Origin of the sequence: Halobacillus litoralis (assembly GCF_020524085.2) — a bacterium.
Lineage (GTDB): Bacteria > Bacillota > Bacilli > Bacillales > Halobacillaceae > Halobacillus > Halobacillus litoralis_E.
In genome coordinates this window covers 321724-336980 of sequence record NZ_CP129016.1, presented here as the reverse complement: position 1 = coordinate 336980, position 15257 = coordinate 321724, and the positions used below count along the sequence as shown (strand labels likewise).

The following is a 15257-nucleotide window of genomic DNA, read 5'->3' as shown; positions in this document are numbered from 1 at the left end:
AAACGGAAATTGATATGATGAAGGCAGAATTGCATAGACGACCTCATATATGACGGGGATATGGCCCGTACGTCTCTACCTGGGAACCGTAAATTTCCGGACTATGAGGGGAGCTTAAGCTTTAGCGCTTTCTCAGACCGGACACACGTGTGCCTGTTCGACTCCTCTCATCTTTTTGAGGGGCGTCGAGCAGGCATTTTTAATGCTACGAAAGAAAAGAGGGATTCGATGGCAAGTGTAGGCATCATCATGGGCAGCATTTCAGATTGGGAAACGATGAAAGAAGCGTGCAGCGTTTTGGATGAGCTTTCGATCAATTATGAAAAAGAAATCATCTCGGCACATCGTACACCGGAAGATATGTTCACATACGCAGATACAGCCAGGGAAAAAGGGTTGAAAGTGATTATTGCAGGAGCAGGAGGCGCGGCTCACTTACCATGAATGGTAGCATCCAAAACGACACTGCCGGTTATCGGGGTTCCGGTAGAATCGAAAGCTTTGCAAGGACTGGATTCTCTTTTATCCATCGTTCAGATGCCGGGGGGCGTTCCCGTTGCTACCGTTGCAATCGGGAAAGCAGGCGCGAAGAATGCGGGACTTCTGGCAGCTGAAATAATTGGAGCTTTCGATCAGGAAGTAGCATCAAAACTATCAGACTATCGCCGTCAGATGGTAGATAAAGTGGACGGAATGAGGAGGGATCTTCGTGAAAGCTGAAGTGATTCGACCATGAAGAACGATCGGAATTTTAGGAGGCGGACAGCTCGGCCGGATGATGGCTGTCGCTGCAAGACATATGGGCTATCGAATTGCCGTGCTTGATCCTGCAGAAAACTGTCCTTGTGCCTCGATTGCCGAGGAACACATCGTCGCTGCATACGATGACTTGGAAGCGGCGGAGCGATTGAGTACAGTCAGTGACGTGATCACCTACGAATTTGAAAACGTCGATCTCCATGTGGCCCGGCTTTTTGAAGAAAAAGGGAAGCTGCCGCAAGGAGCCTTTGCGCTTGAGGTAACCCAAAACAGGGCGAAGGAGAAGGAAATCGCCGTCGATGCTGGACTGTCGGTTCCTGAGTATCGCATCGTGAACACTTTTGAAGAGGTGGAAGAAGCGGTGGAAGTCACGGGCTATCCTGCTGTTATCAAGACGGTCAGCGGAGGCTATGATGGCAAGGGACAGCAGAAAATCGAAGACGAGACGCATCTCGAAGAGGTCCGCTCTTTTATGAAAGAAGGCGGCACCTACATTGTAGAGCAGTGGCTTGAATTCGACCTTGAAATTTCTCAAGTGTTCACAAGAGGAATGGATGGGCGTATCATTCCGTTCCCGATTGCGGAAAATATCCATAAGAACCACATTTTGCATGAGTCAAGAGTTCCGGCAACCGTTCCTGGAAAAGTGGAAGAGCGTGCCCGTGAAGCTGTTGAGGTATTGGCTGAGCGGATCGGAGTCGTCGGTACATTCGCAGTTGAAATGTTCGTGAAGGGTGATGACATATTCATCAACGAGATGGCTCCACGTCCCCACAACTCCGGCCATTATACGATTGAAGCGTGCAGCGTATCGCAATTCGAACAGCACGTCCGTGCGATCTGCGGTCTCCCGCTGTTACCGGTCCATTCGTTCGGCGCAGCGGTGATGGTGAACGTGCTCGGCAAACACCGGGGCATTTTGGTGGATCGTCTTGAATATTACCACGGCTTTCATTTTCATGACTATGGAAAAAAAAGAAGCGCGTCAAACCCGAAAAATGGGGCACATCACCTTTGTTGGCGACAACCTAGAAGAAATCGACCAACTCATCACAGAAAATCAGATCCATTTACGGTAGGAGGAAGACAATGATAGAACGTTATACACGCCCGGAAATGGGTGCGATTTGGACAGAAGAAAATAGATACCAGGCATGGCTTGAGGTTGAACTTTTAGCGTGTGAAGCCTGGAGTGAACTTGGGGTCATCCCGAAAGATGATGTGAAGAAGCTGCGCGAGGGCGCTTCCTTCTCCATCGACCGTATTCACGAAATTGAAGCAGAAACCCGTCACGACGTGGTAGCCTTCACTCGTGCCGTTTCTGAAACGGTTGGAGAAGAACGCAAGTGGGTGCACTACGGACTGACTTCGACAGACGTTGTGGACACGGCGCTCTCCTATCAATTGAAGCAGGCGAATGAAATCATCCGCAAAGACCTCGTCAACTTCATCGAAATCCTTGGTGAGAAGGCGAAGGAACACAAACACACGGTTATGATGGGACGTACCCACGGCGTTCATGCTGAGCCGACGACGTTTGGACTGAAGCTTGCTTTATATTATGAAGAAATGAAGCGTAACTTGGAGCGTTTGGACCTTGCGATGGAGCATATCCAATTCGGTAAGCTTTCTGGAGCGGTCGGAACGTATGCAAACATCGATCCATTTGTGGAGGAGTATGTATGTGAAAAGCTTGGCCTGAAGCCGGCGCCTGTTTCAACACAGACGCTGCAACGCGATCGTCATGCTCATTATGTATCCACATTGGCTTTGGTTGCTACTTCCATTGAAAAAATTGCTGTGGAAATCCGTGGGCTGCAAAAAACGGAAACGCGTGAAGTTGAAGAGTTTTTCGCTAAAGGGCAAAAAGGATCCTCGGCGATGCCGCACAAACGCAATCCGATCGGCTCTGAAAATATGACCGGAATGGCCCGCGTCCTGCGTGGCAACATGCTGACAGCCTATGAGAATGTACCGCTTTGGCATGAACGTGATATTTCTCACTCTTCTGCCGAGCGCATTATCCTGCCTGATGCAACGATCGCTTTGAATTACATGTTGAACCGTTTTGGCAACATCGTGAAGAACTTGACTGTGTTCCCTGAGCGGATGCAGGAAAATATGGAGAAAACATACGGACTCATCTTCTCCCAACGTGTATTGCTGACGCTTATCGATGAAGGTCTCGTGCGCGAAGAAGCTTACGACCTCGTCCAGCCGAAAGCAATGGAAGCCTGGGGAGCGAGGCATCCCGTTCCGTGAACTGATTGAAGCAGATGATAAGATCACATCCACCCTGTCTAAAGAACAGCTGGATGCCTGCTTTGACTACAAGCACCACCTGAAACAAGTCGACCGCATCTTCGACCGCATCGGCCTGTAACAAGGTAGCGGAAAGATAACGGTAAGATTATGGAAAATACTGTATGACCTGGTACACCAGAAACTGGTGTACCAGGTCATACAAAAAATCCCAATTCCTTAGCGAGGTGTTTCTGTATGAAGGGTTCTTTATTGTACGAAGGGAAGGCAAAACGGGTGTATCATACGACGGATGAGTCGGATCAGCTCGTTTTATCCTATAAAGATGACGCTACTGCATTCAACGGCAAGAAAAAAAGACGAGTTCGCAGGCAAAGGACGCCTCAATAACTTGATTACCTCGAAAGTATTTCAATACTTACACCAGCACAACATTACGTCCCACTTTATTAAAGCTCTGAACGATACTGAACAACTGGTCAGACGAACGAACATCATTCCTCTTGAAGTCGTTGTTCGCAACCAGGCGGCTGGCAGCATTACACGCCGGCTCGGGATCGAGGAAAAAACGAGCTTTACTCCACCGATCATTGAATTGTTTTACAAGAAAGACCAATTGAATGACCCGCTCATCAACGATGTCCATGCTTATCACCTGACGGACATCACGGAACAAGAACTCACGTTTATTAAACAGCAAGCGTTAGACATCAACATGGAACTTCAAAAGCTTTTCCGCTCGGCAGGATTGACGCTTGTCGACTTTAAATTGGAATTCGGCCGCCTCAATGACGGCACAATCGTCCTTTCTGATGAAATTTCCCCGGATACGTGCAGACTCTGGGACCATGAAACAGGCGAGAAAATGGATAAAGACGTCTTCCGGGAAAGTACCGGTGACTTGATCGATACGTACACAAACATACTACATCGACTGGAGGAGAGCATATGCGCAAAGTAAAGATCCACATCACATTGAAAGAAGGAGTCCTAGATCCACAGGGAAAAGCCGTCCACAATTCACTTCAATCCTTGGAGTACAACAACGTCCAGGACGTACGTGTAGGAAAATACATGGAAGTGATGGTTGAAGACAGTGACAACCTCGAAGCGGAAATCGATCGCATGTGCGACCAGCTTCTTGCCAACCCTGTCATTGAAAATTACAGCTACACGATTGAGGAGGCGAGTTAACGTGAAATTCGCTGTCATCGTTTTTCCAGGATCGAATTGTGACCGTGACATGTACTTCGCTGTGAAAGATCAGCTTGGAGCAGAAGCCGATCTTGTCTGGTATAAGGAAGCGAATCTAGCAAACTATGATGGGATTCTACTGCCGGGCGGCTTCTCCTATGGTGACTACCTGCGTTCAGGTGCCATTGCTTCTACGTCTGATGTCATCACACAAATCCGGGAAGCGGCTGAGGCAGGAAAGCCAGTCCTTGGTGTTTGCAACGGATTCCAAATCCTTCTCGAAATGGGCCTTCTGCCAGGTGCGATGCTTCCGAATGAAAAACTTAAATTCATGTGCCATTTCGAAACATTGACTGTCGAGAATGCGGATACGATGTTCACCCGTCAATACGAGGAAAAGGAAAAAAATCCCAATTCCGATCGCGCACGGAGACGGCAATTATTTTTGTGACGAAGAAACGCTTCAGAAGCTTCAAAACAACAAGCAGATCGTATTTACGTATGACCAGAACCCGAACGGGTCCGTCGGAGATATTGCCGGTATTACGAATGAACAAGGGAATGTGCTCGGCATGATGCCACACCCGGAGCGGGCGGTCGAAGCGCTTCTTGGTCATGATGACGGTCTTCGTCTATTTGAATCGATTTTGACACACTGGAGGGAACACCATGCCATCAATGCTTGAGATTAGTCCAGAACAAATCGAAGAACAGCACATCTATAGAGAGATGGGACTGAAGGATGACGAGTATGCTTCCGTCCGCTCGATTCTAGGCCGCCGTCCGAATTACACGGAAACCGGGTTGTTTTCGGTTATGTGGTCGGAACATTGCAGCTACAAAAACTCCAAACCGCTTTTGAAAAAGTTTCCGACAGAAGGTGCACACGTGCTCCAAGGTCCGGGGGAAGGCGCGGGGATCATCGACATTGGTGACGAGCAGGCCGTCGTTTTCAAAATTGAAAGCCACAACCACCCGTCCGCCGTTGAACCCTATCAAGGGGCAGCGACAGGAGTAGGTGGAATCCTGCGCGACGTCTTCTCAATGGGTGCCCGCCCGATTGCGCTTCTGAATTCGCTTAGGTTCGGTTCATTGCAGCAGCCACGTGTGAAGTATCTCTTTGAAGAAGTCGTCCGCGGCATTGCCGGATACGGCAACTGTGTCGGCGTGCCGACCGTCGGTGGTGAAGTCCAGTTTGACGATGCGTACAACGGAAATCCACTCGTCAATGCGATGTGTGTGGGATTGATCGATCATAAGGATATTCAAAAAGGAATCGCTGCAGGCGTTGGCAACACGGTCATGTACGTGGGAGCCAAAACCGGACGTGATGGCATACATGGTGCTACCTTCGCATCGGAAGAGTTGTCGGAAGAGTCCGAAGAAAAGCGTCCATCCGTACAAGTTGGGGATCCGTTCATGGAAAAATTACTCATCGAAGCTTGTCTTGATGTCATCCAGCATGACGCTCTTGTTGGAATTCAGGATATGGGAGCGGCAGGTCTAACATCATCAGCAAGTGAGATGGCAAGTAAAGCAGGTACAGGGATGACGATGAATCTCGATCACATCCCGCAGCGTGAAGAAAATATGTCAGCCTATGAAATGATGCTCTCGGAATCTCAGGAACGAATGCTTCTTGTCGTAGAAAAAGGACGCGAAGAAGAGATTGCGAAAGTTTTCCGTAAGTATAACCTTGAAGCGGTAGCGGTCGGTGAAGTGACGGATACGAAACGCTTCCGTCTCGAGCACCACGGGGAAACGGTTGCTGATGTTCCTGTTGATTCTCTAGCTGAGGATGCGCCGGTCTACCATCAACCGTCCAGCGTTCCTGCGTATTATGAAGAGTTTCAAAGGATGGAAGATTACGTTCCGGAAATTACAGACTACCGGGAGACATTGGTGAATCTATTGAAACAGGCGACAATCGCCAGCAAAGAATGGGTTTACGATCAGTATGATTCTATGGTCCAGACGAATACTGTCGTCACTCCAGGGTCCGATGCGGCCGTTCTTCGTGTACGAGGAACGAACAAAGCACTTGCGATGACGACCGACTGCAACTCCCGCTACCTCTATGTGGATCCTGAAGTCGGTGGGAAAATTGCAGTCGCTGAAGCGGCGAGAAACATCGTCTGCTCCGGTGGTCGTCCGCTGGGGATTACGGACGGTCTTAACTTCGGGTCACCGGAAAACCCGGAAATTTTTTGGCAGATGGAAAAAAGCGTCGACGGCATGAGTGAGGCGTGCCGACTGCTTGAAACGCCTGTCATCGGTGGAAACGTCAGCTTATACAACGAATCATTCGGAGGCCAGGCGATTTATCCGACACCAATCGTCGGTATGGTCGGTTTGATTGATGATGTCCAACACATTACGCGTTCCCATGCTCAGAACGCGGGTGACTTGATTTACGTCATTGGGGAAACGCAGGCGGAATTCGGCGGCAGTGAACTACAGGGATTACTTGAAGGAAAGCATTTCGGAAAAGCTCCTTCCATCGATTTAAAGACAGAGTATAACCGTCAAAAGCAGCTGCTGACAGCGATTCGCGCAGGACATGTCGTCTCTGCCCATGACGTATCCGAAGGCGGCTTATCGGTTGCCCTTGCAGAAATGCTGTTTGAAAACGAGTTCGGTTGTGAAGTGACTCTCGCTGGTGAACCGGCCACAGCGTTGTTTGCAGAATCGCAGTCACGCTTTATCGTCACCGTCGCGCCGGAACAAAAGGGAGCGTTCGAACAGAGTGTCACAGACGCTCGTCTGATCGGAACCGTGACGGAAAACGGGGTGTACAGAATCAAGCAGGAAGGCGTCGTTCTGGAAGAAAAGACATCAGTGCTGAAAGAAGCGTGGAAAGGAGCGATCGGATGCTTGCTGAAATCAAAGGTTTAAATGAAGAATGCGGCATTTTTGGTGTCTGGGGTCATCAGGATTCGGCCCAGCTGACGTATTACGGGTTACATGCCCTCCAACACCGCGGTCAGGAGGGTGCAGGAATTGTCACAACGGACGGGGAACAGTTGAAACTTGCTAAAGGGCACGGCCTGATCAATGAAGTTTTCTCTGAAAATCAACTCGAAGACTTGAGTGGCCATGCTTCGATTGGTCACGTGCGCTACGCTACGGCAGGGGATGGCGGCTATGAAAATATTCAGCCGCTGCTTTTCCGCTCCCAGACGGGCGGGTTGGCCCTCGCTCATAATGGAAACCTTGTGAACGCACAGGCGTTGAAGAACCAGCTGGAGGCACAGGGAAGCATTTTGCAGACGACTTCGGATACCGAAGTTGTCGCCCACTTAATCAAACGCGCGCGCCATCTGCCTCTCGAGCAGGCGATCATGGAAGCACTATCGATGATCAAAGGTGCTTATGCGTTTCTTGTTATGACCGAAGATCGCATGTTCGTCGCTAATGACCCGCGTGGATTGCGCCCGCTCAGTCTTGGCCATCTCGGTGAATCATGGGTCGTCTCTTCAGAAACGTGTGCCTTCGATGTAGTCGGTGCCGAGTATGACAGGGAAATCGATCCTGGAGAGCTGCTGATCATATCGGACGAGGGGATAGAATCAAAACGGTTCTCCGCTCCGATTCAGCGCACGCTCTGTTCAATGGAATATGTCTACTTTTCAAGACCTGACAGCAACCTTGACGGTAAAAATGTCCACGCCTCCCGTAAACGGATGGGTAAATCGCTCGCGGAAGAAGCTCCGATCGATGCGGACGTGGTGACAGGCGTTCCGGATTCAAGCATTTCTGCAGCCATCGGATATGCGGAGGCTTCCGGTATCCCTTATGAGCTTGGGTTGATTAAAAACCGCTATGTAGGCCGTACGTTCATTCAGCCATCTCAGGAGCTTCGTGAACAAGGGGTGAAAATGAAGCTTTCTGCTGTCCGGGGGATTGTAGAAGGGAAAAAAGTCGTCATGGTCGATGATTCAATCGTTAGGGGAACGACGAGCCGCCGAATCGTCAAGATGTTGAAGGAAGCGGGGGCAAAGGAAGTCCACGTGAGGATTGCGTCTCCTCCAATTAAAAACCCTTGCTACTACGGTATTGATACCTCAAACAGCGGCGAGCTGATTGCAGCAAATAACTCCGTCGAGGAAATTGAAGAGCAGATCGGCGCCGACAGTCTTGCTTTTTTATCAGTACAGGGGTTGAACGATAGCATTTATCAGGGAGAAGAGTCGTTGAAACACGGCGGTTGTATGGCGTGTTTTACTGGCAAATACCCGACAGAAATTTATCCGAACACGATGCATCCATATGAAAAAGCATAGGAGGGAAGTGAGATGAGTCAATCGTATAAACAGGCGGGAGTCGATGTCGAAGCTGGTTACGAAGCGGTCGAACGGATGAAAAAACATGTTGCCCGCACGATGCGGCCGGAAGTGATGGGAGGACTCGGTTCTTTCGCTGGATTGTTTGACCTCAGTGGCATGAGCTATGAACAACCCGTCCTTGTGACAGGAACAGACGGAGTCGGAACGAAGCTGAAACTCGCGTTTGAGATGGATCAGCATGATACAATCGGCGTAGATGTCGTCGCGATGTGTGTCAACGATATCGTGGCACAGGGCGCAGATCCGCTTCTGTTTCTGGATTACATTGCCTGTGGAAAAAATGACCCTGCCCGGATTGAGCAGATCGTCAAAGGAATATCGGATGGCTGTGAACAGTCCGGTGCTGCTTTAGTCGGTGGTGAGACGGCAGAAATGCCCGGTATGTATGACGAAGATGAATACGACCTCGCCGGCTTTGTCGTCGGAATGGCCGATAAGGAGCAGATCATTACAGGTGATGAGATCAGAGAAGGAGACGTTTTAGTCGGTCTACCTTCCTCGGGTGTCCATTCGAATGGCTTTTCTCTTGTCCGGAAACTCATCGCAGACCTGGATCTTGCTACGGTCCCTGCAGGCTGGACCCGGACGCTTGGAGAGGTCCTGCTGACACCGACGCGTATTTATGTTCCTGAGATTCAATCGCTGAAGAAAAACACCACCATCAAAGGCATCGCGCACATTACCGGAGGCGGTTTTTACGAAAACCTTCCACGAACCCTGCCCAAAGGACTGGGGTGTGAAATCGACACCGACAGCTGGCAGGTACCTGAGGTATTCCGCTTTTTACAGGAAAAAGGGACAATCAGCGATGAGGAAATGTTCGGTGTGTTCAACATGGGTATCGGCATGGTCGTCGTGCTTGATCCTTCTGATGTGAACGCCGCTTTCGGTGCGTGTGACGATGCGGTTGTCATCGGAAAAGTGACCAACGAGGAAGGAGTGCAGGGGATATGACCAACATCGCTGTCTTCGCCTCCGGTACGGGTTCGAATTTCGATGCGATCGTCAGCAAAGTGGAATCCGGGGAGCTTGAAGCGAACATCGCCCTGCTCGTCTGTGACCGTATCGGTGCCCAGGTCATCGAAAAGGCACAAAAGCATGAAATCGATACCGTCGTTTACCGGGCGAAAAGTTTTGCGGACAAAGCTGCCTATGAGCAGGCCGTGCTCAATGACTGCCGGCAGCGGGGAATTGAATTCATCGTACTCGCTGGATATATGAGACTCATCGGACCGACGTTATTGGAGCCGTACGAACGGCGTATCGTCAATATCCATCCGTCTCTGCTTCCGGCTTTCCCAGGGAAGGATGCCATCGGTCAAGCGCTGGAGACAAAAGTGAAAGTGACCGGTGTGACGGTCCATTATGTCGATGCTGGCATGGATACAGGACCGATCATTGCTCAGGAAGCCATCGATATCGAAGAAAACGATACAGCGGATGATGTTAAAGACAAAATCCAAGCGGTTGAACACCGCCTCTACCCACAAGTGATTCAATCATTATTCATCAAGGAGGAATCTCAATGAAAAAACGTGCCCTACTGAGCGTATCCAACAAACAAGGATTGACTGAATTTGCAAAGAAACTTCATGAATTAGACTTTGAACTCATTTCTACTGGTGGCACGAAACGGGCCATTGAAGAAGCGGGGGTCCCGGTGCAATCCATTTCCGAGGTGACTGAATTTCCGGAAATCATGGACGGACGTGTGAAGACGCTTCACCCTTCGGTCCATGGTGGGCTACTCGCTAAGCGTTCCAATGAAGAGCATATGAAGCAGCTCGAGGAACTGAATATCGAGACCATCGATCTCGTTGCCGTCAACTTGTACCCATTCAAAGAAACAATTGCGAAAGATGATGTCACGGAATCGGATGCAATCGAAAACATCGATATTGGTGGCCCGACGATGCTTCGCTCTGCAGCGAAGAGTTTTGAAGACGTCGCAGTCGTGGTGGACCCGGCCGATTACGAGGAGGTCATTGAAGGTCTCGAGAACGATGCCCTTTCTTATGAGTCCCGCCGTAAGCTTGCAGCCAAAGTGTTCCGTCATACCGCCAATTACGATGCAATGATTGCGGAATACTTTTCCGGTTTGACAGAAGAGCCATTTCCAGAGACGTATTCCGTCACTTATGAAAAAGTTCAATCCCTACGTTACGGAGAAAACCCGCACCAGAGCGCTGCTTTTTATAAGAAAGCGAACTTCGAAGGCACGTCTCTCGCCGAAGCGGAACAGCTCAACGGAAAAGAACTTTCCTACAACAACATCCAGGATGCCAACGCGGCCCTTGAAGTTGTACTTGAGTTCAACCAGCCGGCGGCCGTCGCAGTCAAACACATGAACCCTTGCGGCGTCGGAGTCGGTGAGAACTTGCATGACGCTTATGTAAAAGCGTACGAAGGCGATCCTGTGTCGATTTTCGGTGGAATTGTTGCCTTGAACAGGGAAGTCGATGCGGATACGGCGGCGAAGTTGAAAGAGATTTTCCTTGAGATCATCATCGCTCCGTCCTTCAGTCAAGAAGCGCTTGATATCCTAACAACAAAGAAAAACTTGCGCCTTTTGAAAGTGGATATGAAAAAGGCGGATCGTCCGGCTCATAAGCTTGTGACCGTCAATGGCGGACTGCTTGTCCAGGATGCCGATGAAGGTTCGCTTGAGGACGTGGAGCTTGAAGTGGCGACAGAACGTGAGCCGTCCGAGCAGGAGCTTGAAGATTTGAAGCTCGGCTGGAAAGTCGTGAAACATGTGAAGTCAAACGCAATCGTCGTAGCGAAAGGTGACCGTACGCTCGGAGTCGGCGCGGGACAGATGAACCGTGTCGGTGCAGCGAAAATCGCTTTTGAGCAGGCAGGTGAGAAAGCGGAAGGCAGCATCATGGCTTCCGACGCCTTTTTCCCGATGCCGGATACCGTTGAAGCTGCAGCGGAAGCGGGTGTGACGGCGATCATCCAACCTGGTGGTTCTAAGCGTGATCAAGATTCCATTGATGCCTGCAACAAACATGGCATTGCGATGGTCTTTACAAAAATGCGTCACTTCAAACACTAATCGAAAGGGTGGAGTCTTATGAACGTATTGGTCGTCGGTCGAGGTGGCCGGGAACACAGCCTTGTGCAAAAATTCGCAGAAAGTGATCAGGTGGAACGCATTTTCGCTGCCCCATGAAACGCAGGGATGAGTCAGATAGCTGAATGCATCGATATGAGTGAGCAGGATTTTGACGGGCTGGTTGCTTTTGCCCGGGAGAACAAGGTGGGACTGACCGTGGTAGGGCCGGAAAACCCTTTGCTCGATGGCTTAGTGGACGCTTTCCGGGAAGCGGACCTGCCGGTGTTTGGTCCGACCAAGGCGGCTGCTCTTATCGAAGGAAGCAAGCATTTTGCAAAGCAGCTCATGCACAAATATGAGATTGCGACGGCTGGATATGAAGCCTTTTCAGGTGTGGAAGCTGCTCAAGCTTTTATTAGAAAAAAAGGCGCACCGATTGTTGTGAAGGCGGACGGACTGGCGGCAGGAAAAGGTGTCGTTGTAGCTGAAACTGTGGACGAGGCGTTATCAGCAGCAGAAGACATGCTTGAAAATGGGCAATTCGGCGATGCGAGCCGGGAAATCGTCGTAGAAGAGTTTTTGGCAGGGGAGGAGTTTTCGTTAATGGCATTTGTGAATGGTACGAATGTCTATCCAATGATCCCTGCGAAAGACCATAAGCGGGCCTATGATGGAGATCAAGGTCCGAATACAGGCGGGATGGGCGCCTTCGCTCCTGTGCAAGCATTGAATAATTGGTCGTACGTGTTTGCTGTCGAATCGATCGTCAAGCCGGTAGCCGAAGCAATGGTGGAGGAAGGGCGTCCGTTTACAGGGATCTTGTATGCGGGACTGATCGAAACATCCGATGGTCCGAAGGTGATCGAGTTCAACGCGCGATTTGGAGACCCTGAAACGCAAGTGGTTTTACCTCTACTGAAAAATGATCTCGTACAAGTAATGATGGATGTGCTGGATGGAAAAAATCCTGACCTGACATGGTCGGAAGAAGTTTGTGCGGGAGTTGTCGTCGCTTCCGAAGGCTATCCAGGAGCCTATGAAAAAGGCCGTCCATTACCTGAGGTGGAAGTGGATGAAGACGGTTTTGTCGTCCATGCGGGGACAGCTTGGGAAGATGGGAAATATGTATCCAGCGGCGGGCGCGTCCTCTTAATTGGGAATAAAGGAAAAGACTTGGCGCAAGCGCTGGACCGTACGTATCAATCGCTCCGCCCATTTGAGAACCAGGGCGACTTTTTCTATCGAAGAGATATCGGACGATCATCAGTCTCTTCGTCGGCTTCGCATGCCGACATAGAATAGAGCGGCAATCGAACCGATGATGGTGACGATGACGAAACCGACGTCTGTGAAGTACTCCATAAAATCCATATGATTCATCCTTTTAAAGAAAGAGCGGGGCCGCCCGCTCTTTTTTGGTTATTGAAATTTATCAATTAAAATTTGGCTATATCAATTAAAGTCTAGATATATCGGCTAAACTTTATTTTTATCGGCCAAATTCTTAAAATATCGACGGAACAAGAAAATCATCGGAAGAAACATGCCGTACACCTCCGCGTTTATTGGTCCTGCGGAATATTCTGCTGCCAGCTTTGCTCGATGCCGTCTTTTTCTGTAGACATTTCTTCATAGACGGCTGTCAATGGGCAGAAGCGTACAATCCCTTCCGCAACCTTCAATGCAGACATCATGATCAGAAGCGGATGGGAAGAATCGCACTCTCTGCGTGCACCGCGGATCGTCAAATAGGTCAGCATACTAAGACCTGCGGTGATGCGGACCATACTGTTGATGATTCCGATATTCGGTTTCATTGTGCTTCCTCCTTACCAGAATGGAAGTTCCTGTGTTACCATAGAACATAATGATCTCAGGGAGGTACGCTCCATGAACGAAACACGTTTTCGTTGGCGGAACCGTCAGCTGCGTGAACATGCAGCCATCATTGATGGTAAAGCGGCGCCGACGAAATTAATAAAAAATACAACTTACTTGAATGTTTACTTGAAGAAATGGATGCATGGCCACATTTGGTTGTATGATGATCGCATCATTTACACCGGCCAAGAGCTTCCTTCTCATACAGAAGGCACGGAAATCATTGATGGCTCAGACAGTTATATTGTGCCTGGCTACGTTGAACCGCATGCTCACCCATTTCAGTTATATAATCCCCAGAGCTTCGCAGAATATGCGGCAGAGACGGGGACGACAACGCTCGTCAACGATAACTTGATGTGGCTTTTTTTAACGGAAAAAGAGAAAGCGTTTTCTTTGTTGGAAGAATTCATGGATTTGCCGGCGACGATGTACTGGTGGGCCCGTTTTGACCCGCAGTCCGTACTCCGGGATGAAGATCGTCATGCTTTCGATTCACAGATTCCAGACTGGATCAGTCATGATGCGGTGATTCAGGGCGGGGAGCTGACCGCCTGGCCGGATGTCCTTCATCATGGAGACGAGCAAATTCTACATTTTATGCAGGAGACTAAACGCTCTAGAAAGCCTTTGGAAGCTCACCTTCCGGGTGCTTCGGAACAGACGCTTGTGAAAATGCGCCTGCTCGGCATGGATTCAGAGCATGAATCGATGACCGCTGATGATGTACTGAAACGTTTGGAAATCGGTTATCATACAGGGTTGCGCTATTCATCCATCCGCCCGGATCTTCCGGATATTTTACAGGGTCTTGTTGAAAAAGGGCACACCCACTTCGACCACATGATGTACACAACGGATGGATCGACGCCTGGCTTTTATCGTGAAGGACTGATCAATCCCTGCATCCAAACCGCATTGAACGCCGGCGTGCCGGAAATAGATGCGTACATGATGGCTACGTATCACGCCGCTCGTCATTTCGGAATCGAGAATCGTGTAGGAAGCTTGAACGCCGGGCGCGTCGCTCATCTGAACTTTTTATCTGACCCGAAAGATCCGATGCCGCACTCCATCATCGCTAAAGGCGAATGGATGAAGCGTGATGGCGAAGTTTTGAAGAAAGAAACACCGATCCAATGGGAGAAAAATGGTGTGAAGCCGCTCGAACTCGATTGGGAAGTGACGGATGCGGATATGCAGTTCTCCATGCCGATCGGTCTAGAGATGGTGAATGATGTCATCATGAAACCATATGCCATCGACACGGACGTTTCCACCGACCGGTTGAGTGAGGACAATAAAGAATCCTACCTCATGCTGATGGACCGGGAAGGGGAATGGATGGTCAATACGATGCTGAAAGGATTCACACAGACCTTAGGCGGCCTCGTCAGCTCTTACAGCAATACAGGGGATATCATATTGACAGGAAAATCACGTAAAGATATGAAGAAGGCCTTTCAGCGCATGAAGGAAATCGGTGGCGGGATTGTGCTGGTAAATGAAGGGGAAGTCCTTTATGAACTGCCATTATCCCTTGGCGGTGTGATGGCCGATCTGCCGATGAGAGAGCTCATGGAGGAAGAAGCGAAACTAAAAGAATGCCTGCTCGAGCAAGGGTTTACGTTCAATGATCCCGTCTATACGCTTCTTTTCTTATCGTCCATGCATCTGCCATTCATCCGGATTACTCCGCTTGGAATTATGGACGTGAAAAAGAAAGAGGTACTCTTTCCTTCAATAATGCGTTAAAA

General features: G+C 49.7%; 10 protein-coding genes, 5 pseudogenes and 1 riboswitch. Of the genes and pseudogenes, 13 read left to right on the top strand and 2 right to left on the bottom strand.

The features are described from left to right. The first annotated feature begins 23 nt into the window (after window positions 1-23). Window positions 24-124, top strand: a riboswitch (purine riboswitch). Window positions 125-228: 104 nt separating this feature from the next. The 12 genes and pseudogenes from purE to purD all read left to right on the top strand — a co-directional run bounded on the left by purE (window position 229) and on the right by purD (window position 12921). Next, window positions 229-720: pseudogene (gene purE / locus LC065_RS01800) on the top strand (5-(carboxyamino)imidazole ribonucleotide mutase). Window positions 721-775: 55 nt separating this feature from the next. Continuing rightward, entirely contained in the window at window positions 776-1852 is a 1077-nt protein-coding gene (gene purK, locus LC065_RS01795; protein ID WP_443135249.1) for a 5-(carboxyamino)imidazole ribonucleotide synthase, read from the top strand. Next, a pseudogene (gene purB / locus LC065_RS01790) lies at window positions 1849-3142 on the top strand (adenylosuccinate lyase). The gene purK and the pseudogene purB overlap by 4 nt, the downstream one beginning before the upstream one ends. Window positions 3143-3258: 116 nt before the next feature. After that, window positions 3259-3982: pseudogene (gene purC / locus LC065_RS01785) on the top strand (phosphoribosylaminoimidazolesuccinocarboxamide synthase). Beyond that, window positions 3970-4215, top strand: coding sequence for a phosphoribosylformylglycinamidine synthase subunit PurS (gene purS / locus LC065_RS01780; RefSeq protein ID WP_226593813.1), 246 nt, complete (start codon window positions 3970-3972; stop codon window positions 4213-4215). The pseudogene purC and the gene purS overlap by 13 nt, the downstream one beginning before the upstream one ends. A gap of 1 nt (window position 4216) precedes the next feature. After that, a pseudogene (gene purQ, locus LC065_RS01775) lies at window positions 4217-4901 on the top strand (phosphoribosylformylglycinamidine synthase subunit PurQ). After that, the gene (gene purL / locus LC065_RS01770; RefSeq protein WP_226593817.1) at window positions 4885-7110 is read left to right on the top strand and encodes a phosphoribosylformylglycinamidine synthase subunit PurL; all 2226 of its coding nucleotides are present in this window, start codon (window positions 4885-4887) and stop codon (window positions 7108-7110) included. The pseudogene purQ and the gene purL overlap by 17 nt, the downstream one beginning before the upstream one ends. Further along, entirely contained in the window at window positions 7086-8498 is a 1413-nt protein-coding gene (gene purF / locus LC065_RS01765) for an amidophosphoribosyltransferase (RefSeq protein ID WP_226593819.1), read from the top strand. Before purL ends, purF begins: the two co-directional genes overlap by 25 nt. Window positions 8499-8510: 12 nt before the next feature. Next, entirely contained in the window at window positions 8511-9515 is a 1005-nt protein-coding gene (gene purM, locus LC065_RS01760; protein WP_226593821.1) for a phosphoribosylformylglycinamidine cyclo-ligase, read from the top strand. Beyond that, the gene (gene purN, locus LC065_RS01755) at window positions 9512-10090 is read left to right on the top strand and encodes a phosphoribosylglycinamide formyltransferase (protein WP_226593823.1); all 579 of its coding nucleotides are present in this window, start codon (window positions 9512-9514) and stop codon (window positions 10088-10090) included. The genes purM and purN overlap by 4 nt, the downstream gene beginning before the upstream one ends. Beyond that, the gene (gene purH / locus LC065_RS01750) at window positions 10087-11619 is read left to right on the top strand and encodes a bifunctional phosphoribosylaminoimidazolecarboxamide formyltransferase/IMP cyclohydrolase (protein WP_226593825.1); all 1533 of its coding nucleotides are present in this window, start codon (window positions 10087-10089) and stop codon (window positions 11617-11619) included. Before purN ends, purH begins: the two co-directional genes overlap by 4 nt. A gap of 18 nt (window positions 11620-11637) precedes the next feature. Then, a pseudogene (gene purD, locus LC065_RS01745) lies at window positions 11638-12921 on the top strand (phosphoribosylamine--glycine ligase). Here the strand turns inward: purD and LC065_RS20315 are convergent. Then, window positions 12883-12990, bottom strand: a complete 108-nt coding sequence (locus LC065_RS20315) for an EYxxD motif small membrane protein (protein ID WP_335808466.1) — start codon at window positions 12988-12990, stop codon at window positions 12883-12885. The pseudogene purD and the gene LC065_RS20315 sit on opposite strands and share 39 nt — an antisense overlap. Before the next feature lie 191 nt (window positions 12991-13181). Beyond that, entirely contained in the window at window positions 13182-13436 is a 255-nt protein-coding gene (locus tag LC065_RS01740) for a YgaP family membrane protein (RefSeq protein WP_226593829.1), read from the bottom strand. Window positions 13437-13509: 73 nt separating this feature from the next. Here LC065_RS01740 and LC065_RS01735 point away from each other — a divergent pair, with 73 nt between their 5' ends. Next, a complete protein-coding gene (locus LC065_RS01735; RefSeq protein ID WP_226593831.1) occupies window positions 13510-15255 on the top strand; it encodes an adenine deaminase C-terminal domain-containing protein in 1746 nt (581 codons plus the stop codon). The last annotated feature ends 2 nt before the right edge of the window (window positions 15256-15257 follow it).